Raw genomic sequence first — 19,661 nt, 5'->3', positions numbered from 1 at the left:
GAAGGCGACATGCCCCATGCACTCGCCTGACGTCCGGGCGCCGGCGCTTGCCGTCTGGGCGCTCGGCGTCACCCAGATCATCGGCTACGGCACGCTGTTCTACAGTTTTGCCATTCTCGCGCCAGCAATGTCCGCCGACCTCGACCTGCCCGAGCAATGGGTGTTTGCGGCCCTGTCGCTGGCGCTCTTCCTCGGCAGCCTGCTCGCGCCGACGGCCGGCCGCATGGCCGACCGCCACGGCGCCGGCCGGGTGATGACCGTCGGTTCGGCCGCCGCCGCCCTGGCACTTGCCGCTTGCGCCCTGGCGCCCGAGCGCCTCAGCTTCGTCGCCGCGCTGGTGGCGATGGAACTCGCCTCCTGTTTCGTGCTCTACGCCACGGCCTTCGTCGCCATCGTGCAGATCGGGCCGGTTGGCGCGCAGCGCAGCATCACCCACCTGACCCTTATCGCCGGCTTCGCCTCGACGATCTTCTGGCCGGTCACCACCTGGCTGCACGGCTTCCTCGACTGGCGCGCGGTCTACTTCGTCTTCGCCGGGCTGAACCTCCTCGTCTGCCTGCCCATTCACGCCTGGCTGCTCAGCCTGTCGCGGCGGCGGCAGGTGCTTGCCCCGGGCCTTCCCGCAAGCGCGCCGGCTCTCGCCCAGGCCGCGCCGCTCGATCCGGCGCAAACCCGCATCGTCTTCCTGTTGATGATGGCGGGCTTCGCCATTGGCGGCCTGGTGCTGTCGTCCATCCTCATCCACATGGTGCCGCTGCTCACCGCCATCGGGCTCGGCACCGCCGGCACGCTGGTCGCGACGCTGTTCGGGCCCTCCCAGGTCGCCAGCCGGCTCATCAACATGCTGTTCGGCGGGCGCCTGTCGCAGGCGCTTCTTGCCGTCATTGCAACGCTGCTGCTCGCCGTCGGGCTGGCCGTGCTGCTGGCGACTGCGCCATCCCTGCCAGGCATTGCCGCCTTCGTTGTGCTGTTCGGCCTGGGCTCGGGACTGGTGTCGATCGTCGGCGGCACCTTGCCGCTCGAGATGTTCGGCCGCCACGACTACGGCTCGCGCGTCGGCTGGATGAGCGCGGCGCGGCAGTTCTCGTCGTCCTTCGCCCCCTTCCTCTTCGCGCTGATGATGGCGCGCACCTCGGTGCCGGTGTCGATCGGTGCGCTGTGGGTCGTCGCCGTGCTGGGCGTCGCCGTCTTCACCGCCATCTGCGTGGCCGCGCGCGGGCGCCCGGCCGAAGCCGAAGCAGCCTGATCGCCAGCGCTCAGCCGGGATGGCTGAGCTGGCGCGCCAGCCTGAGCGTCAGCGCCAGGATGGTCAGCGTCGGATTGGCCTGGCCCGAGGTCGGAAACACCGACGAACTGGCGACGTAGAGATTGCCGACGCCATGGACGCGCAGATCCGTGTCGACGACGCCCTGCCTCGGATCGGCCGCCATGCGCGTGGTACCGATATGATGGCCGCCGACGATGCCGTGCCGGTGGGCGCGCTCGCGGAGTTTTTCCCTGTCGAAGTCGAGCCGGCCGGTGCCGGTCCGCTCCAGCTCGGTCGCCAGCAGGGCGTAGCTCTTCTCCAGGCTCTCGATGTCGAGATCGGTGATGCGCCAGTCGACCTTCAGGCGGGGCATGCCGAGCGCGTCGCTTTCGGCCGACAGCGTCAGCCGGCTGTCGGGATTGGGCGCCTGTTCGGCATGGAATTCGAGCGCATAGCGGTTTGCGGCCGACCCCAGCACCACCGAGGGCAGCTTGCGGTCGGCGAAGGTGCGCTTGCGCAGCCAGTTTGTGCCGAACCTTGCCAGGCGAAGCGGCTGTCGGACGATGTTGGAGACATGACGCGCGCGGCCGGCCCAGCCGACCGGCTTGTCGACGAATTTGCGGCTGTATTCGTAAAGCACCATGTCCTTGACCAGGAACATGGCCGACAGAACGGCGTCGCCATGCGCGGGGTCGCCGGGCTCCGGCAGATGGGTGCGGAAGGTGGTGTTGAGCAGCCCGTGCTCGCGCTGCGCCCGGTCGGTCAGCCACAGGCGGCGGCGCAGGTAGATGCCGTCGCCGTCCTGCGCATAGTCGTATGCGATGCCCTCTGGCGGGCCGGTGAAGGTTACCGTGCCGACCGTCTCGCAGAGATGGCTCATGTAGTTGCGGCCTAGCTGGCCGCTGTCATTGCCGATGCCGTCCCGCCTGACGTCGTTCGAGGCCAGCAGCAGCCGCGTCGTCTCCAGCCCGCCGAGCGCCAGCACGTAGTTGCGGGCGGTGATGCGCCTGCGCGCGCCATCGGGCCCGGCGACATCCAGCCACTCGACGCTGTTGCCGTCGCCAGAGAGCTGGATACGCGTCACCGGCGCATTGCGGAACACTTTCGCCGATTCCGATCTGCCAAGCTCGGCGCCGTAGCGACGCCAGAAGTTGGTCGGCCTGCTGAAGCGCTCGACGGTGGTGCGCACGTAGTCGCCGTCGAGGCCCGGGGCGAGCTCTTCCTGTTCGCCCGGCAGGGCGTCAGCCGGCGCGTAGGCAGGCACGCCCGCCTCGGCGGCCTTGAGTGCCATGGAGTAGTCCGCTCCAAGCTCCGCATGGGCGATCGGCCAGCCGGAGCCGGGCACCCACGGGCGTTCCTCGAGATCGATCGGATCGAGGGGAATGGCGCGACCGCCCCAGATCGTGCTGGTGCCGCCCAGCGCACGGACGCGGTAGTTGTGGGTATGCGGGTGCCGGACGGGGTCGACGAGCTCGCCCCGGTAGAATTCCTGCGAGGCATTGGTCTTTTTGTCGCCGCCGGCCTCGAGGAGGACAACGTCCACGCCTTCGGCGGCAAGCGTGCGGGCAAGCGTCAGTCCCGCCGCCCCAGCGCCGACGATGGCGACATCGCAGGAAAGGCCGCGGTCCGGAATGTCGGCAAATGATGCAAGCACGGATGAACGCTCCTTGCGGCCACAACGACGGCCGACGGTTTTGCTCCCCATGCTTGGTGATTTTTATTCCACTTGGTGTTAGCAATTGCAACACGGGCGCGGAATATTTGGTTGCACTGCAGCAAGACCGTTGGCATTGGGGCGCCGGCGGCATCGGAGTATCTCATGATGCAGCGCGCTTTCGGCCCCGCGCAGACCCCGCTTCCCGTACTCGGCCTCGGCTGCAGCCGCATCGGCTCGCTCGGCAACCCCGTTCCGATGCGCGACATGCGCCGCCTGCTCGAACGCTCGCTGGAACTCGGCGTCAACCTGTTCGACACGGCCGACATCTATGGCCAGGGCGACAGCGAACGCGAGATCGGCCGGCTGATCGCCGGGCGCCGCGACGAGGCCTTCGTGGTGACCAAGGTCGGCAAGCGCTTCTCGCGCAGGATGCGGCTGATGCGCTCGCTGAAACCGATGCTGAAACCGCTGCTCGGGCGCGCCGGATCGGCGAGGAAGGCCGTCGTCGGCCAGCGTGACGCCAATCTGGTGACGGACTTTTCGCCGGCTCACATTATTGCCGCGCTTGACGACAGCCTGAAACGCCTGGGCACCGGCCATGTCGACGCGCTGCTGCTGCACAGCCCGCCGGCCGGCGACGTCACGCTGGAAGCGGCCGAGGCGCTGGAGGCGCTGAAGCGCTCCGGCAAGCTTCGCCATTACGGCATGTCCTGCGACGACCTGCCGGCCCTCGAGGCAACGCTGGCGCTGCCCGGCATCGAGATGGTCGAGCTGCCGATCGACGTACTCGACGCGGCCATCGAAACCGGGCTGACGGAAGTCATCAAGAAGCGCTCGATCGGCGTGCTGGCGCGCGAGGTGCTGCGGCTGCAGCCGGGCCTGGCGCCCGGCGAGGCGCTGGTGCGCGCGGCCCGGCGCGACGGCGTCACCTCGGTGATCCTCGGCACCTCCAGCATTGCCCATCTGAAGCATGCACTGGCCGCGCTGGAGGCCGGCATCGGGGTGCCGGCGCCGGTTACAGGCGGCTAGCCGCCTTCCGGCAGGGCGAGATCGACGACGACCGGCAGGTGGTCGCTGCCGAAATTCTCGCCGGTGGAAATGCCGGCTACGCCGATGCCGCGCGACACCGCGACATGGTCGACGGCGGTGCCGAGCAGCTTGCCGAGGCCGAAGAAGACCCGCGTCGCCGCGGGCCAGGCGGAGCGCTCGGTCGCAAGCAGCTGCGAGCGGTCTAAGAAGTCGCGAAAGGCCGGTGTCCAGACCGGCGTGTTCCAGTCGCCGGCCATCACGAGGTCGATGCCCGCCGGTTCGGCAGCGATGCGCCGGGCCAGCGTGTCGAGATAGAGATTGCGTGTCCGCCAGCCGGCAGCCGTGCGCGGCGTCGGCGCGTGGATGGCATAGAGAACGAGGGGACGCACGGCGTCCGGCCGCATCACCTCGACGCGGATCGCCTGCGCGCCGCCGATCGGATCGCCCGAGGGCGGCATGTCCGGCACCAGCTGCGCCTTCATCGGGTAGCGGCTGAGCACGATGTTGCCGTTCCAGCGCGAGACTTCCGGCCCGGCCGCATAAGGCAGCCCCGGCAGGGTCCGCAGCACCTCGGGCCAGCCGAATTTCGCCTCCTGCGTCACCAGAATGTCGGGTGAGAGCCCGGCTACGACGCCGTGGAAGCCAGCCTTGTCAGGATTGTCGTAGAGCAGGTTTGCCGAGACGATTCGCAGGTCGCGATGCGAAGCGTCGGGCGCCCTTGGCACGCCGGACAGGAAGAGCGGCGCGCCGGACAACAGAAGCAGGACGCCGAAGGCCGCAGCCAGGCGGCGACGGCGCAAGGCAACCGCACACAGCAGGAGGACAGCTGTCGCCACGGCGATCTGGGGCCGGAAGAAGGCGGCCATGTCGCCTGGCCAGCTTTTTTCCGCGAAGGCAAGCAGCCCGACGGCGACAGCGGCGGCGGCGAGGAGGGCCCAGGCCAGGGCGCCGGGAAGCCACCCGATGGTCGGCGTTCCGCCCGCATAGTCTTCCGTGGCCTCGGTCATGAATAATCCTTCGTCGGCCGCCCATGGGGCGGCACGGCGCCAGCCTCGCATGGACGGCTCGCGGTTTCAGCCCTCGCGCATGGCATGCGACATCTGGTCCCTGAGCGGTCCGAGGAGATACTGCAGGGCGGTGCGCCGGCCGGTCGTGGCCAGGAAGACGTCGACCGGCATGCCCGGCACCAGCTTGCGTTCGCGGCGCAGCCTCGCCTCCTCGTCGATGCCAATGCGTGCCAGATAGTAGGGTTCCTGTCCGCCCGTGCGCTCGATGACATCTGCCGACACCGACAGCACCTCGCCGGCGATATCCTCCAGCATGCCGGCATCGAGCGTGCGCAGCCTGATGCGCGCCGGACGACCGGCGACGACGTTGTCGATGTCGACCGGCCTGATGCGCGCCTCGACGACCAGCCGGTCGTTGGCGGGAACCACCAAAGCGAGCACGGCGCCGGCCGCGATGACGCCACCCACAGTGTGGACGGCGAGCTGGCTGACGACGCCAGCACCGGGGGCGCGAACAATCAGCCGCTCGAGCTGGTCCTGGGTCGCCTTGCGGCGCTCCAGCAGTTCGGCGATGCGGGCATCGGCGTCGCGCAGTTCCTGCTCTGCCTGTTCGCGCTGGTTGAGGTCGAGCTGCAGGCTCTCGAGCTCGCTGCGCGCGATCGCGATGTTGGACTGTGCGATGTCGGATTCGAGCTGGCCGATGCTGCCCTCGAGCTCGGCCCTGCCGCGACGCAGCGCCGAAATCTGTCGCTGCGTCGTCAGCCCCTGCTGCATCAGCTTTTCGGCGCTGGCCAGTTCCTCGCCCATGTAGCGAACCTGGTCGCGCGTCGCCGACAGGCGGGCCTGCAGCCCGCGGACCGCCGCCCGCAACTGCCTGATCTGCTCGGCAACGCTGTCCTTCTGGCCGGCAAGGGCCGTGCGGCGGGCCTGGAAGAGCGTGGCCTCGGCGGCAAGCGCAGCAGCGAGATCGCCTTCGAGACCCTCCATGCCGGGCATCGTGGCGGCGGCTTCTGTCATGTCGGGAAGACCTGCCTGCTCGGCGCGCAGGCGCTGGCGCCTTGCAACCAGGTCGACCAGCTGCGCCACGATGATGGCATGGTTGCCGCGCGCTGCGGTGTCGTCGAGGCGCAGCATCGGTTCGCCGGCTGCCACACGCGCGCCATCGCGGACGAGGATGGCGCTGACGATGCCGCCCTCGCGATGCTGCACCTGCTTGACGCGGTCGCTGACGGTCAGACGGCCGCCGGCGATCACGGCACCGTCGAGCCGTGTCGTGACGGCCCAGCCGCCGAGGCCGCCTACCATCAGCACGCATACGAGCAGACCGGCGAGAAGTTCGCGGCGGACAGGGGAGTGCTGCGGACGAAGGATTTTCATGATGTCGCCACCCTGACCGGCCCCCTGCCCTGATCGCGCAGGATCTCGCCGCGCGGGCCGAAGCCGGCCTGGGTGCCGCCCGAGATGACGAGCACCTGGTCGCAGGCGGCGATGGCGCCCGGGCGGTGCGCGATGACGATCACGATGGCGCCCCGCTTGCGGCAGCCGGCAATGGCGCCGAGCAGCGCCTCGTCGCCATCGGCATCCAGGTTGGAGGTCGGCTCGTCGAGCACGACGAGGAAGGGCTGGCCGAACAGCGCGCGCGCAAGGCCGATGCGCTGGCGCTGGCCGGCCGACAAGGTGATGCCGTCCGGGCCGATCTGCGTATCGTAGCCGTCTGGCAGGCCGACGATCATGCCGTGCGCGCCAGCCTGCTTGGCTGCGGCGATGACAGCGCTGGAATCGACCGGGGCGGACAGGCGGGCGATGTTTTCGGCAACCGTTCCCTCGAAGAGCTCGACCTCCTGCGGCAGGTAGCCCAGGTGCCGGCCGAGGTCGTCCTGCGGCCATTGCGACAGTTCGGCGCCGTCGAGCCTTATTGTCCCGGCAGCCGCCGGCCAGACCGCGACGAGTGCCCTGGCGAGCGTCGACTTGCCCGCCCCGCTCGGGCCGATGACGCCAACCGCGCTGCCGGCCCTAACGGAGAATGTCACGCCGGTGAGGATGCGGCGGCCCGAAACCGGAGCGTCGACCGAGAGCCCCGTGACCGCGAGCGACGCCGCCGGCGCGGGCAGCCCGGTGCGCGGCCCGGCTTCGGCCGCCGCATGGATGACCGGCCCCAGGCGAAGCCAAGCCTGCCGGGCGGCGACGAAGCCGCGCCAGTGGACAATCGCCTGCTCGACCGGCGCCATCGCGCGCGAAGTGATGATCGAAACAGCGATGATCATGCCCGGCGTGATCTCGTTGCGCAGCGCCAGATAAGCGCCAAGCGCCAGAGATGCGGATTGCAAGAGCAGCCGGATGCCGCGCGACAGGCCGATGAATAGGGCCGAGCTGTCGGCCGCGCCACGCACCGCCGAACGCAGCGCCTGATCAGTCGCGGCGAAGCGGCCGGAGAAGGCGCCGCGCATGCCGAGCCCGGCGATGGTCCCGGCGTTGCGCATGGCGGTCTCGAACAGCCGCGCCCGTCGCGCATTCTCCACGCCGGCAAGACGCGCCGGCTCCTGCGCCAGCCGGTCGCCGAGCGCCGTCAGCACCACCAGGAGGGCGACACCGCCGAGCGCCAGCGTTCCAAGCGCCGGATGGAACAGGAAGGCAATCGCCAGGTAGATCGGCAGCCAGGGCAGGTCGCAGAGCGCGATCGCGGCCGGCGAGCCGATGAAGCCGCGCAGCCGGTCGAAATCCTGCATCGCGTTGACGGGCCGCATGGCCCGGCCCGGTTCTGTCATCGCAGGAGCCGCGACGGCGGCGCGCAAGACGGCCGGTCCCGCCTCGTCGCCGAAACGGTCGGCGATGCGCGTGGCCGCACGCAGGCGCAGGGTCTCCAGCGCGCCGAGGCCGACATAGATGCCGGCGACCAGCGCAAAGAGGGCGATGAGTGTCGCAAGGCTGCCGCTCGGCAACACCCGGTCGTAGACCAAGAGCATGAACAGCGAGCCCGACAGCATGAAGAGGTTGAAGACGGCCGACAGCGCCAGGATGCCGGCATAGCCGCCGATGACTGCCTGGCGCACGACAGGCAGATCCGGTCCCGCCGGGCGGGGAATCGTCTTGGAAGGCGCCGGTGCGGACTGCATGGCCGATTGTCTACCGATCTGCGGTAGGGCCACCCCTTACCTGCCGCGGTTTCATGGACCAGCATGCTGCACTGCAAACAAAACGCACAGTGACAGAATGTTTCAGCTGCGTAAAAATTGTTGAATTACACGCGGCCGGCGATCCCTGTTTGATCAGTTCATATGGAAACGAAATCGATTGCGAGCAGATAATTTAAAAATCGGATAAAAGTATATTCGTTCGCACAGCCTGTAGTTGATTTTGTTTTTATTGTGACGCGGAGCCCCAAGTGCGCATTCCGGGTGCCGACATAATTCTGACGAACATCTTGTTGTGTGTTCTCAAGGCAACACCGGCATCAAAACTGCCCCGTCAGGGTCATTCCGGAATTTCAGGACTCGCATTTGTGCAGTGCACCTATAGGCTGAGGGAGGGGCGAAGTGAGGTTGTGTGTGCCAGTTCTCTGCTAAGTCGATTTCCGTCCTCCTTGTCAGCAGCCTGGCCCTTGCCGGTTGCAATACCCTACCCTCTTCCGGGCCCGAGATCGGGCCGAACAGTTTCGCGGCAGTCAATCCGCCGGCCGGCGCTCCGCATGCCGTCGTCAACGTCACGCCGGCGGTGGTCAAGGTGCTCGAGAAGTCGCGTCCCGACAAGGGGCTGGCGGGACTGAAGGGCGGCGGACCCGCCGCGATCAGGCTCGGCGTCGGCGACATCGTGGCCGTCACCATCTTCGAGGCCAGCCCCGGCGGGCTCTTCATCCCGCTGGAATCGACAAGCAGTTCGGGCAATTTCGTCAACCTGCCGGACCAGAAGGTCGACAGCGAGGGCAACATATCGGTGCCCTATGCCGGCTCGATCCGCGCCGCCGGGCAGGAGCCTGCCGCCATCCAGCGGGTCATCGAGCAGCGCCTGGAGAGCCGGGCGATCGAACCGCAGGCGGTGGTGTCGGTGAAGTCTCAGACTTCGTCGGAGGTCAGCGTGCTCGGCGACGTCAACTCGCCGTCGAAATTCGCCATCAACGCCGACGGCGAGCGCATCCTCGACGTGATCGCCAGGGCCGGCGGGCCCAAGCAGCCCGGCTACGAGACCTATGTCACGCTGCAGCGCCGCTCGAAGAAGGAGACCATCTACTTCCAGAAGCTGGTGCGCGAGCCGAAGAACAACATCTACGTGCTGCCCAGCGACACCATCTATGTCTATCGCGAGCCGCACGCCTTCATCGCCTTCGGCGCGTCCGGCGAGAACGGCCGCTTCGACTTCGCCGACGAGCAGATCAGCCTGTCCGACGCGATGGGCAAGGCCGGCGGCCTGCTCGACAACCGCGCCAATCCCGGCGCCGTGGTCGTCTACCGCATGGAAAGCCGCAAGGTCGCGGCCAAGCTCGGCGTGCCGGTCGACAAGTTCCAGGGCGACGAGATTCCGGTCATCTACCAGTTCGACCTGCGCGATTCCGGCGGCTTCTTCCTCGCCTCGCAGTTCCCGGTCCACAACAAGGACGTGCTCTACATCGGCAACGCGGCCGTCGTGAAATACCTGAAGCTCATCAACGCGGTCGGCGAGACGACGACGGCCCTGTCGGCCGGGCGCAACACCGTCAACTGGAACTGAGGCAGGGACCCGCAGAGGAGGTAGCCCGGCGAATGAACATGCATGAGGTTGGCCTGGCGGCGGCGGGCGGCGGCGCGGGGCTGAAGATGGGCGGGCGGCGGCCCGAGGCGGCAACAGGACGGGGGCGCATGACATGATCTGGCTGATAGCGATCCTGGTGGCCTGCGTGCTCGTGGTGCTGCATCCCTACGTCACGTACCCGCTCAGCTTGATGGCGGTGCGGCGCCTGCGGCCGCAGCCGCTCAGGCCGACACTGCCGGAGCCGACGCGCTTCGCCATCGTCTGCTGCGTCTACAACGAGCGTTCCGTGGTCGAGCAGAAGATCGACAACATGCGTGCGGTGCGCGACGCGCTTGGCGACTGCCAGCTGCTGATCCACAGCGACGCCTCGAGCGACGGCACCAACGAGGTGTTGCAGTCGGTGGAGGGCGAGTTCGCCATCTCGCTGGCGGAAGCGCGCAGCGGCAAGAGCGCCGGCATGAACCGGCTCATCGCCATGACCGACGCCGAGATAGTCATCTATACCGACGCCAATGTGATGATCGACCCGGCCACGGCCGCAAACCTGGCGCGCTATTTTGCCGACGAAGGGGTCGGCTGCGTCACCGGCCACTTGCGCTACCAGAACGAGGAGGAGAGCGAGACGGCGCGCATCGGCGCGCTCTACTGGAAGCACGAGGAATGGGTGAAGCAGCTCGAGAGCGACACCGGCTCGGTGATGGGTGCCGACGGCTCGCTGTTTGCCATCCGACGCAAGCTGCACCGCCCGACGCCGGCCGACATCATCGACGATTTCCACACCTCGATGTCGATCCTGTGCGCCGGCTACCGGCTGGTGCGCGGCGGCGACTTCGTCGCCTACGAGCGATCGGCCACCGTGCGCGGCGACGAATTCCGCCGCAAGGTGCGCATCGCCTGCCGCGCCTTCAACTGCCACCGGCTGCTGTGGCCGCGCATCGCCCGGCTCGACGGGCTGACGGTCTACAAGTACCTGTCGCACAAGTTCCTGCGCTGGCTGGCCGGCTATTTCCTGGTCGCCGGGGCGGCCGCCTCGTCGGCGATCGTCTGGCTTGCCTTCGGGCCCGCCGCCTTCGCGGCCTACATCGCCTTGCTGGCGCTGGCGGCAACCGCCGCGGCACGGTTCAACCTGCCCATCATCACCGGCATGTGGGAGATCTTCGTGGCGATGTGGGCCACCGCGATCGGTGTCTACAAGTCCATCCGTGGCGAACGCTTCCAGACCTGGACCGTCGCCTCCTCGACGCGCAAGTGAGCAGGCCGCGACGCGGCCCGTAGCAAATAGATGACCCAGGAGTTGTCCCAGCCCGTACCGGCCGGCCGGATGTCCCGCATCCTCGGCCTGGCGACCGGATTCGGCGCCCTGCACGTGCTGCACACGGCAATGAACCTCGGTTTCAGCCTGTTGCAGCTTCTCGTGCTGGCGCGCCTGCTCGACCAGCCGCGTTATGCGGAGATCGTCTTCCTGACCGCCGTCGGCTTCTACATCCAGCCGGCCGACCAGGCGATCGGGCGCGCCAACTACATGGCGCTGCGCCCGGCGGCTGCCGGCATGGCCGGCGCGGCACGCGGCGCGGTCGTGTGGTTCCTGGCCGGCCAGGCCTGCCTGCTTCTCCTGCTCTCCTTCGCGGTGCCGCTGTGGTTCGGCACGGACGACCCCGTGCGCTACCTCGGCAACGCGCTCTTCCTGTTCGGCTGCCTGTTCACCAACTACTGGTCCTTCGACCTGCAATCGACGGCATGGGCGGCCGATCTCGGCCGCCGCTTCGCCTTCGTCTCCATCCTGCGCCGCTTCGCCTTCCTGCTGGCGCTCGGCCTGTTCTGGCTGACCGGCGACTTCCTGCTCTACGGCATGGCGACGACCGTCGTCATCGTGCTCTTCATGGCGGTCGTTTTGAGAGCCGCGCGCCGCGCGCCGGTGCTGGCGGCCGGCCCGGCCAATCCCGCGCGCACGGGATTTCTCGCCTACTGGAAACAGTTCTGGGCTTCGCTCGCCTTCGCCCTGTCGGAGCTACTGGTGCTGAACTCGCCCTATGCGGTGCTGACGGCGCTGTTCGGCGTCGGGCCGGTGCTGGTGGTGTTCGATTCGGTGATGAAGGTCGCCCGCCTCGCCATGGCCGGGACACGGACGCTGGCCGAGATCTTCCTGCCGCGCATCAGCCGGCACCTCATCGACGGCGAGCGCGCCGAGGCGCAGCGCGGCCTATGGCGGGTCACGCTGCTTTGCGCCGCCGCGACTGCCATCCCGGCGGGCTCGGTGCTGTTCTTCTCGCCCTTCGTCTTCGATCTCCTGCTCGGCCCGAACAATGTCGTTCCGCCCGAAGCCGCACCGGCCGCGGCGCTCATCATCATGGTCAGCGGCTTCTACCAGCCGGCCACGCTGTTCCTTTCCTACCTGAATGCGAGGCGGTTGGTGCTCGGCGTTGCGGTCTTCGCCACGGTCGGGGCAGGTGCGGCGGAGGCGATCATGCTGATCGGGCGGTTCGAGCCGACTGGGCTGCTGTGGGTCTATGGCGGCTTCTTTGCCGCCGTGTCGGGTTTCGCACTGCTGCAATCGCGGCGGATCGAGCCATGGGAGGCGGAACGCCAGGCCTAGCTCGCCCGCCTCGACGCCGCGTTTTCCTGCCGCCACAACCTTCCGGCGCTTCGCGCGTTTGGGGTGGACGCATGAAACCGGAGACCGACATGGCGACGAAGACCAGCACCAAGAAGAACGGCAACGCCAAAACGGCGGCGGCCAGGCAGCGCAAGATCCAGGCGACCGTCGACAGAAACGACCGCGAGGACGGGAAGGACGAAAAGCCCGTCGCCGCGAAGCTCGGGGCGCGCGAATACCCCGCGCCGCCATTCCCGAAGCAGCATCACCCGAAACCCGGCGAGGAACGGCTGATCGACCCGGCGCCGATGTATGACGCTCCCTACTACCACGGGTCGGGCAAGCTCGAGGGCAAGGTGGCGCTGGTGACCGGCGGTGATTCCGGCATCGGCCGGGCCGTCGCGGTGCTGTTCGCGCGCGAGGGCGCGGACGTGGCCATCGCCTACCTGACGGAGCACGAGGACGCGCACGCCACCAAGGCGGCGGTCGAGGCGGAGGGCCGCAAGGCCATCCTGATCTCCGGCGACGTGGCCCTGCGCGCCCATTGCATCAAGGCAGTCGCCCGCACGGTCAAGGAACTCGGCGGGCTCGACGTGCTGGTCAACAACGCCGCCTTCCAGGTCCATTCGACGAAGTTCGAGGACCTGACGCCCGAGCATTTCGACGCCACGCTGAAGACCAATCTCTACGGCTATTTCAACCTGGCCCAGGCGGCCGTAGCGCACATGAAGCCGGGCTCGGCGATCGTCAACACGGGGTCGGTCACCGGGATCGAGGGGTCGAAGGAACTGGTCGATTACTCGATGAGCAAGGGCGGCATACACGCCTTCACGCGGGCTCTGTCGGGCAACCTTCTGGGCAAGGGCATTCGCGTCAACGCCGTGGCGCCCGGACCGGTCTGGACGCCGCTAAACCCGTCGGACCGACAGGCAGGCGATGTCTCGGAATTCGGCGGCAACACGCCGATGAAGCGGCCGGCCCAGCCCGAGGAGATCGCGCCGGCCTACGTGTTCCTCGCCTCGCCGCAATGCTCGAGCTACATCACCGGCGAAATCCTGCCGATCATCGGCGGCTATTGAAGCAGAACGCGCCGGCCGTCACTCAGCGGCCGGCGCCAGGCCTCCGGCCGTCAGCCGGTCATGCTGCTTGGCCGCGGCCTCACAGCGGCTGCGGAATTCCAGCACCTCGGTCTCCGAGAGGTGCTCGATGCCGATGAAGGAGTTCTCGCCCTTGCTGACGCGGATCAGTTCGTCGAGCTTGGTCTGAACCGCCGCACCGTCGCGGTTCTGCGTGTTCTGGATGAGGAATACCATCAGGAAGGTGATGATGGTTGTGCCCGTGTTGATGATCAGCTGCCAGGTGTCACTGTAGTGAAAGACGGGCCCGGTCATCGCCCACAGGACGATGATGAGGCAGCAGCCGAGAAAGGTTATCGGCCGGCCGGCGGCGCGGGCGACCGCGTTGGCAATTCTGGTGAAGAGTCTTTCCATCGACGTCTCATCCGACGAGTTGAACCGGGCGTGTAAGACCGAAATGCTGCCGAACCGGCGGTATCGGTATAGGGCCCGGCGGCGGCGCCGGGTCGGGGGGAACCGGGGCTGGCTGCGGGGCCGGAAAGGGTTCCGGCCGCGGCGATGGTCTTCCAGGCTGGGTCATGGCGCACACTCTCACGCAATCTTGGCCCGGATAACGCGGCTGCGCATCGCCAGTTCCCAGCTGACAGAACCGGGTTCAAATCGTGAACAGACTCTGTCATGGTGCGGCCATGCCCATCGTCTCGCCCCTGCAGCAGAACTCGCTGATCGACGGCCGCCAGTCGGACCGCGCCCTGCTCGTGCGGCGCGGCGTGCAGCGGCTGCTGGCGCAGATGGGTGCGCACGTCCTGCCGGAGCTCAGCCTGGCGACCGGCCGGCGCGCCGACCTCGTGGCGCTGACCGCCAAGGGCGACATCTGGATCATCGAGATCAAATCGTCGGTCGAGGATTTTCGCGTCGACCGCAAATGGCCGGACTACAGGCTGCATTCCGACCGCTTCTTCTTCGCCACGCATCCGGGCGTGCCGGCGGACATCTTCCCGGAGGAATGCGGCTTCATCCTGTCGGACGGCTACGGCGCCGAGATCCTGCGCGATGCGCCGGAGCACCGGCTGGCGCCGGCGACGCGCAAGGCGCTGATGCTCAGGCTGGCGCGCGCCGGTGCTGCGCGTCTGCTTGCGGCAGAGCTTGCCGGCGTGTCGGTGCCGGCGCTCGACGGCGAAAGCGAGTAGCCTAGCGCGGCGCGCGCTTGGCCAGGATGCGCTGCAGGGTGCGGCGGTGCATGTTGAGCCGCCGCGCGGTTTCCGAGACGTTGCGCTCGCACATTTCATAGACGCGCTGGATGTGTTCCCAGCGCACGCGGTCGGCCGACATCGGGTTTTCCGGTGGCGCGGCGCGCTCGCCGGCCGAGCGGGTCAGCGCGGCAAAGATCTCGTCGGCATCGGCGGGCTTCGACAGATAGTCGACGGCGCCGAGCTTCACCGCGGTCACGGCGGTGGCGATATTGCCGTAGCCGGTCAGGATGATGGCGCGCGTGTCCTCCCGCTTCTGGCGGATGGCGGCGATGACGTCGAGCCCGTTGCCGTCGGCCAGCCGCATGTCCACGACCGCATAGGCCGGCGGATTGGCGCGCACCTTGGCTACCGCCTCCTCCACGCTTTCGGCCGTGTCGACCGCGAAGCCGCGGCCTTCCATGGCGCGCGCAAGCCTGGTCAGGAACGGCTTGTCATCCTCGACGATCAGGAGCGAGGCATCCTCGCCGATCGTGCCGATATCGGGGTTGTCGTCTGCTGTCATCGCTGCGCCCGTCTCTAGTCCTGCTTCGCACCATATAGGTCTTGTGCCGGCTTATCCAACTGGGCGTCCGCAAACGCATCCGGCAGTGCCTGGTCGGCCGCCTGCCCGCGCGCCAGGAACAGCGCGCGCGGCCAGACGATCTCGATCGAGGCGCCCTCATGCGGGGCGCGATGATTTTTGAACGACAGCGTGGCGCCCGAGCGCTCGAGCAGAGTCTTGGCGATGAACAGGCCAAGCCCCAGCCCGCCGCCGCGCTCGGCGCCCTGGCGCGTCGACATATAGGGATCGCCGATGCGGCCGATGATCTCCGGCGGGAAGCCCGGCCCGTCGTCGGCGATGCGCAGGGTCACCTCCTCGTCGTTCCAGCTCCATCGCACGGTGACGCTGGCCGCCGCGAAATCGACGGCGTTCTCGACGAGGTTTCCGAGACCGTAGATGACACCGGCGTTGCGTTGGCCGACCGGCTCGGGGCCCGACTGCTCGCCGGGCTCGAGACGGATGGCGATGCCGAAGTCGCGGTGCGGCGCGATTACCTCCTCGACCAGCGAGGTCAGCGGCAGGCGGGCAAGGTGCATCTCACCCTCGGAGGAGAGGCTGGTCAGGCGCTTCAGGATATCGCGGCAACGCTCGCTCTGCGAACGCAGCAGGCGCACGTCCTCGCCATAGGTGGCGTCGTTGCCGAGCGTCAGCTCCATCTCTCGCGCGACCAGCGCGATGGTGGCGAGCGGCGTGCCAAGCTCATGCGCGGCGGCGGCCGCCAGCCCGTCCAGCGCCGACAGATGCTGCTCGCGCTGCAGCACCAGCTCGGTGGCGGCAAGCGCGTTGGCCAGAAGCCTGGCCTCTTCGGCCACGCGGAAGGCGTAGATGCCGGTGAAGGCGATGGAGGAGGACAGCGCCATCCACATGCCGGCGACATAGATGAAGGGCATGGCGAGCGCCGTGCCGTCGAACCAGGGCAGCGGGAAGTGAAAGAACACCAGCACGCTCGCCATGGCCACGACCATCACCCCGAGCAGTGCGGTCATGCGCAGCGGCAGCGAGGTTGCCGAAACCACCACCGGCACGATCATCAGCAGCGAGAACGGGTTGGTCAGGCCGCCGGTCAGGAACAGCAGGCCGGCAAGCTGCAAGGCGTCGAGCGTCAGGATGGCGAAGGCCGCCGGCGTGCTCAGCCGGTAGGTCGCCGGGTAGTTCAGCGCCAGATAGAGATTGAGCGCCGCCGAGGTCGCGATCAGCGCGAAGCACGGCACCACCGGCAGCGGGAACTGGTAGCCATAGGCGACGATCACCACCGTGATGCTCTGGCCGACAATGGCCAGCCAGCGCAGCCGGATCAGCGTGTTGAGGCGAAGCCGCTGGCTCTGGGCGAGGTCTGGCGTGTCGAGGTCGCTGGTCATCGGGCGTATATGCCCGGCCAGCCGGTCGCCGCCAAGCGCTATTTGGCGCGCGGCTTGGCGCGGCTGGTGGCGGCGGCTTCGAGCGGGTTGTCGGGCCAGACGTGTTTCGGGTAGCGGCCGCGCATGTCGGCGCGCACATCGGCCCATGAACCGCGCCAGAAGCCCGGCAGGTCGCGCGTCGTCTGGATCGGCCGGTGCGCCGGCGACAGAAGCTCGAGCGTCAGCGGCACGGTACCGCTGGCGATCGCGGGGTGGCGGTCGAGGCCGAAGAGTTCCTGCACGCGCACCGCCAGCACCGGCTGCTCGCCGTCGTAGCGGATCGGTACATGGCTTCCGGACGGCACGTCAAAATGCGTCGGCGCGAGCTTTGCGAGCTGCCGCTGCAGGTCGTGCGGCACCAGCGACATCAGGCCGGCATTGAGCACGCCGGCATCGATGCGCGCGAAGGACGCCTCGCCCGACAGGAAGGGCAGGAGCCACTCGTCGAGCCCCGCGACCAGCGCCGCGTCGGAAACGTCGGGCCACGGCGCGCCGAGGCCGCGATGCAGGAAGCCGAGGCGCTGGCGCAGCGTCTCGGCGTCCTTGCTCCAGCGCAGCAGGCCGAGCCCGTGCGCGCGGATCGCGTCGAGGATCGCGCGGTCGGCCTCCGCTCCCGAGGGGGCGGGCAGCATGCGCTCGCTTAGCCTGATGGCGCCGAGCCGCACCGCCTCGCGCACCCTGACAGCGCCGCGCGCCGGGTCGAAGGCGCTCTCGGTATGCGTCTCGATGCGGTGGCCAAGCGCCGCGCGGATATCCTCCTCCGCGATTGCGGCGGCTGCCGCGATGCGGGCATTCTGCGCCTTGCCCTGCAGGTCGGCCACCACGAGATAGGTCTCGCCGGCCAGCGGATCTGCGGCGTCGAGCTGTGCGCCGCTGCCATTGGCGAGTACGAAGCGGCCGCGTTCGCCGCGCGCCCGCGCGACGCGGTCGGGCCAGGCAGCGAGCAGCAGGGCGCCGGCGGAGCCCGATCCGGCACGGGCCGCGCCGTCCCCGCCGCGCAAAGATTGTCCACTCCTTGCAGCCGCGGCCTTGGCCAGCCTTTCGGCAAGCTGCCGCGCGGCACTGGCGCGCGGCGAGCGGTCAGTGGCAAAGCGCGACAGGCGGCGCTCCAGATCGGCCGCGTCACCGCCCAGCCCGCGCTCGGTCAGCAATACGGCCAGCAGGGCCGCCTCGCGCTGGCGTCCGGTTTCGGCGGCGACCGCCACCATGTGAGCCAGCCGGACCGGCAGCGCCAGCCGGCGCATCGCCGTCCCCGCTTGCGTCAACCGGCCGGCCTCGTCGATGGCGTCGAGTTCCTCGAGCAGGGCGCGTGCCTCGCCGAGCGCCGGGCCGGGCGGCGGATCGAGAAAGCGCAGCGTCGCCGGATCGGCGACGCCGAAGGCAGCACAGTCGAGCATCAGGCCGGACAGGTCGGCCTCGAGGATTTCGGGCGGCGTGAAGGCCGGCAGGGCGGCGGTCTGCTCGGCGCGCCACAGGCGGATCGCGACGCCCGGCTGCGTTCGGCCTGCGCGGCCGGCCCGCTGTTCGGCCGAGGCGCGCGACACGCGCACCGTCTCCAGCCTGGTCAGCCCCGTCGCCGGCTCGTACCGCGGCAGCCGGGACAGGCCGGAATCGATGACAACGCGCACGCCGTCGATGGTGATCGAGGTCTCGGCGATGGCGGTGGCCAGCACGACCTTGCGGCGGCCGGCGGGCGCCGGCTTGATCGCCATGTCCTGCGCCTTGCCGTCGAGCATGCCGTAGAGCGGCACCACATCGCAATTGTCCGGAATGCGCCCTTCCAGCCGCTCGGCCGTGCGCAGGATTTCGCGCTGGCCGGGCAGGAAGGCGAGCACGCTGCCGGGTTCGGCGGCGAGCGCCTCGCGGATCGCCTTGGCCATGGCGTCCTCGATCGGCGTGCCCGGCGCGCGCTCCTCGTGGCGCACCTCGACCGGGAAGCTGCGGCCCTGGCTTTCGATCACCGGCGCGCCGGCAAGCAGCGTCGAGACGCGGGCGCCATCGAGCGTCGCCGACATCACCAGCAGCCTGAGGTCCGGGCGCAGCGCGTCCTGCACGTCGAGCGCCAGCGCCAGCCCGAAATCGCCGTCGAGCGAACGCTCATGGAACTCGTCGAAGATCACCGCCGAGACGCCCGGCAGCTCCGGATCGTCGAGGATCATGCGCGCCAGCACGCCCTCGGTCACGACCATGATGCGGGTCCTTGCCGACATCCTGCTTTCCATGCGCATGGCGTAGCCGACCGTGTCGCCGGGCTCCTCGCCGAGCAGGGATGCCATGCGCCGGGCCGCCGCGCGGGCGGCAAGTCGGCGCGGCTCGAGCAGCACGATGCGCCCCTTGCCCAGCCAGGGTGCGTCGAGCAGCGACAGCGGCACCAGCGTCGTCTTGCCGGCGCCGGGCGGCGCGACCAGCACCGCACTGCGGCCGACCTCGAGCGCCCCGGCGAGCGCCGGCAGCACCTCGGTGACCGGCAGGGCTGGCAGGTCGCGCATCAGCAATCGTCGATACGCAGGATGGCGCCGCCGGCGGCCTCCGCGTCGGCCTCGTCATGCGTCACCAGCACCACCGGAAGGCGCATGGCGCGCGCCTTGTCGAAGACCAGCTGGCGCGCCTGCTGCCGCAGGCCGGCGTCGAGCTTCGAAAAAGGCTCGTCGAGCAACAGCATGCGCGGGCCCGAGAGCAGCGAGCGGGCGAGCGCCACGCGCGCCTTCTCGCCGCCCGACAGCGTGTCGGGATCGCGCGCGCCGGAACCGGCGAGGCCGACATCCTCGAGCGCGGTATCGGCAAGCGCGGCCCGCGCCGACCTGCCCTTCACGCTGGCCGGGATGGCAAAGGCAAGGTTGGCGCAGACCGACATGTGCGGAAACAGCAGCGGGTCCTGGAACAGGATGCCCGCGTGGCGGTCCTGCGCGGCAAGGCCGGTCAGGTCGGCGCCGTCGATGAACACCCTTCCCGAGGCCGAGAAGGCCGGGTCGAGAAAGCCGCCGATGAAGGCGAGCAGCGTCGACTTGCCGGAGCCCGATGGCCCCATCACGGTGAACACCTCGCCCGGCGCCACGCGCCGGTCGACGGCAAGCAGCGTCTTGCCCTTCAGCGCGATCGACACGTGGTCGAGGTGGAGACCCTGTTCAGTCATGCAATCC

General features: G+C 68.9%; 16 protein-coding genes. 7 read left to right on the top strand and 9 right to left on the bottom strand.

From position 1 onward, the window contains the following. Positions 1-16: 16 nt before the first annotated feature. The gene (arsK, locus tag ACT2BZ_RS09065; protein ID WP_457940576.1) at positions 17-1,246 is read left to right on the top strand and encodes an arsenite efflux MFS transporter ArsK; all 1,230 of its coding nucleotides are present in this window, start codon (positions 17-19) and stop codon (positions 1,244-1,246) included. A gap of 10 nt (positions 1,247-1,256) precedes the next feature. Here arsK and ACT2BZ_RS09060 read toward each other — a convergent pair whose 3' ends face one another. Then, a complete protein-coding gene (locus ACT2BZ_RS09060) occupies positions 1,257-2,900 on the bottom strand; it encodes an FAD-dependent oxidoreductase (RefSeq protein ID WP_457940575.1) in 1,644 nt (547 codons plus the stop codon). Between the two features lie 165 nt (positions 2,901-3,065). Between ACT2BZ_RS09060 and ACT2BZ_RS09055 the strand changes: the two genes are divergently transcribed. Next, positions 3,066-3,932, top strand: a complete 867-nt coding sequence (locus ACT2BZ_RS09055; RefSeq protein WP_457940574.1) for an aldo/keto reductase — start codon at positions 3,066-3,068, stop codon at positions 3,930-3,932. On the opposite strand, the gene ACT2BZ_RS09050 is transcribed toward ACT2BZ_RS09055, so the two are convergent. From ACT2BZ_RS09050 to ACT2BZ_RS09040, 3 genes are all read right to left on the bottom strand, one after another. After that, positions 3,929-4,939, bottom strand: coding sequence for an endonuclease/exonuclease/phosphatase family protein (locus ACT2BZ_RS09050; protein ID WP_457940573.1), 1,011 nt, complete (start codon positions 4,937-4,939; stop codon positions 3,929-3,931). The two genes, ACT2BZ_RS09055 and ACT2BZ_RS09050, sit on opposite strands and share 4 nt — an antisense overlap. A 66-nt stretch (positions 4,940-5,005) precedes the next feature. Beyond that, a complete protein-coding gene (locus ACT2BZ_RS09045) occupies positions 5,006-6,316 on the bottom strand; it encodes an HlyD family type I secretion periplasmic adaptor subunit (protein ID WP_457940572.1) in 1,311 nt (436 codons plus the stop codon). Further along, entirely contained in the window at positions 6,313-7,989 is a 1,677-nt protein-coding gene (locus ACT2BZ_RS09040) for a type I secretion system permease/ATPase (protein WP_457940571.1), read from the bottom strand. The genes ACT2BZ_RS09045 and ACT2BZ_RS09040 overlap by 4 nt, the downstream gene beginning before the upstream one ends. Before the next feature lie 493 nt (positions 7,990-8,482). Between ACT2BZ_RS09040 and ACT2BZ_RS09035 the strand changes: the two genes are divergently transcribed. The 4 genes from ACT2BZ_RS09035 (at position 8,483) to ACT2BZ_RS09020 (ending at position 13,333) form a co-directional block, all read left to right on the top strand. Beyond that, on the top strand, positions 8,483-9,640 hold the full coding sequence (locus ACT2BZ_RS09035) for a polysaccharide biosynthesis/export family protein (protein WP_457940570.1): 1,158 nt from the start codon (positions 8,483-8,485) through the stop codon (positions 9,638-9,640). Between the two features lie 133 nt (positions 9,641-9,773). Then, the gene (locus ACT2BZ_RS09030) at positions 9,774-10,913 is read left to right on the top strand and encodes a glycosyltransferase (RefSeq protein ID WP_457940568.1); all 1,140 of its coding nucleotides are present in this window, start codon (positions 9,774-9,776) and stop codon (positions 10,911-10,913) included. Between the two features lie 30 nt (positions 10,914-10,943). Beyond that, a complete protein-coding gene (locus ACT2BZ_RS09025) occupies positions 10,944-12,254 on the top strand; it encodes a hypothetical protein (protein WP_457940567.1) in 1,311 nt (436 codons plus the stop codon). Positions 12,255-12,343: 89 nt separating this feature from the next. After that, entirely contained in the window at positions 12,344-13,333 is a 990-nt protein-coding gene (locus ACT2BZ_RS09020) for an SDR family oxidoreductase (RefSeq protein WP_457940565.1), read from the top strand. Between the two features lie 18 nt (positions 13,334-13,351). Here ACT2BZ_RS09020 and ACT2BZ_RS09015 read toward each other — a convergent pair whose 3' ends face one another. Further along, positions 13,352-13,744 (bottom strand): low affinity iron permease family protein, encoded by a 393-nt coding sequence (locus tag ACT2BZ_RS09015; protein ID WP_457940564.1) that lies wholly within the window; start codon positions 13,742-13,744, stop codon positions 13,352-13,354. A 275-nt stretch (positions 13,745-14,019) separates the two neighbouring features. Here ACT2BZ_RS09015 and ACT2BZ_RS09010 point away from each other — a divergent pair, with 275 nt between their 5' ends. Next, positions 14,020-14,520, top strand: a complete 501-nt coding sequence (locus tag ACT2BZ_RS09010; protein WP_457941260.1) for an MmcB family DNA repair protein — start codon at positions 14,020-14,022, stop codon at positions 14,518-14,520. Position 14,521: 1 nt separating this feature from the next. Here ACT2BZ_RS09010 and ACT2BZ_RS09005 read toward each other — a convergent pair whose 3' ends face one another. From ACT2BZ_RS09005 to ACT2BZ_RS08990, 4 genes are read right to left on the bottom strand one after another with little or no spacing between them, the layout of a single operon-like run. After that, positions 14,522-15,085 carry an ActR/PrrA/RegA family redox response regulator transcription factor gene (locus ACT2BZ_RS09005; protein ID WP_457940563.1) on the bottom strand — a complete coding sequence of 188 codons (564 nt, stop codon included), beginning with the start codon at positions 15,083-15,085 and terminating at the stop codon, positions 14,522-14,524. A gap of 14 nt (positions 15,086-15,099) precedes the next feature. Further along, the gene (locus ACT2BZ_RS09000; protein WP_457940561.1) at positions 15,100-16,482 is read right to left on the bottom strand and encodes an ActS/PrrB/RegB family redox-sensitive histidine kinase; all 1,383 of its coding nucleotides are present in this window, start codon (positions 16,480-16,482) and stop codon (positions 15,100-15,102) included. 38 nt (positions 16,483-16,520) lie between these two features. Continuing rightward, complete coding sequence (hrpB, locus tag ACT2BZ_RS08995) at positions 16,521-19,010, bottom strand: ATP-dependent helicase HrpB (protein ID WP_457940560.1); 2,490 nt, start codon at positions 19,008-19,010, stop codon at positions 16,521-16,523. Next, positions 19,010-19,654, bottom strand: coding sequence for an ATP-binding cassette domain-containing protein (locus ACT2BZ_RS08990; RefSeq protein ID WP_457940559.1), 645 nt, complete (start codon positions 19,652-19,654; stop codon positions 19,010-19,012). Before ACT2BZ_RS08990 ends, hrpB begins: the two co-directional genes overlap by 1 nt. Positions 19,655-19,661 lie beyond the last annotated feature (7 nt).

Source organism: Mesorhizobium sp. 10J20-29, assembly GCF_054130485.1.
The sequence above is the reverse complement of the archived record's forward strand: the minus strand, read 5'-3'. Positions and strand labels throughout refer to the sequence as shown.

Bases quoted from the DNA above. Each gene is read 5' to 3' on its own strand.
- arsK (WP_457940576.1), top strand. From the start codon at position 17: ATGCACTCGCCTGACGTCCGGGCGCCGGCGCTTGCCGTCTGGGCGCTC.
- ACT2BZ_RS09055 (WP_457940574.1), top strand. From the start codon at position 3,066: ATGATGCAGCGCGCTTTCGGCCCCGCGCAGACCCCGCTTCCCGTACTC.
- ACT2BZ_RS09050 (WP_457940573.1), bottom strand. From the start codon at position 4,939: ATGACCGAGGCCACGGAAGACTATGCGGGCGGAACGCCGACCATCGGG.
- ACT2BZ_RS09045 (WP_457940572.1), bottom strand. From the start codon at position 6,316: ATGAAAATCCTTCGTCCGCAGCACTCCCCTGTCCGCCGCGAACTTCTC.
- ACT2BZ_RS09030 (WP_457940568.1), top strand. From the start codon at position 9,774: ATGATCTGGCTGATAGCGATCCTGGTGGCCTGCGTGCTCGTGGTGCTG.
- ACT2BZ_RS09025 (WP_457940567.1), top strand. From the start codon at position 10,944: ATGACCCAGGAGTTGTCCCAGCCCGTACCGGCCGGCCGGATGTCCCGC.
- ACT2BZ_RS09020 (WP_457940565.1), top strand. From the start codon at position 12,344: ATGGCGACGAAGACCAGCACCAAGAAGAACGGCAACGCCAAAACGGCG.
- ACT2BZ_RS09015 (WP_457940564.1), bottom strand. From the start codon at position 13,744: ATGGAAAGACTCTTCACCAGAATTGCCAACGCGGTCGCCCGCGCCGCC.
- ACT2BZ_RS09010 (WP_457941260.1), top strand. From the start codon at position 14,020: ATGCCCATCGTCTCGCCCCTGCAGCAGAACTCGCTGATCGACGGCCGC.
- ACT2BZ_RS09005 (WP_457940563.1), bottom strand. From the start codon at position 15,085: ATGACAGCAGACGACAACCCCGATATCGGCACGATCGGCGAGGATGCC.
- ACT2BZ_RS09000 (WP_457940561.1), bottom strand. From the start codon at position 16,482: ATGACCAGCGACCTCGACACGCCAGACCTCGCCCAGAGCCAGCGGCTT.
- hrpB (WP_457940560.1), bottom strand. From the start codon at position 19,010: ATGCGCGACCTGCCAGCCCTGCCGGTCACCGAGGTGCTGCCGGCGCTC.
- ACT2BZ_RS08990 (WP_457940559.1), bottom strand. From the start codon at position 19,654: ATGACTGAACAGGGTCTCCACCTCGACCACGTGTCGATCGCGCTGAAG.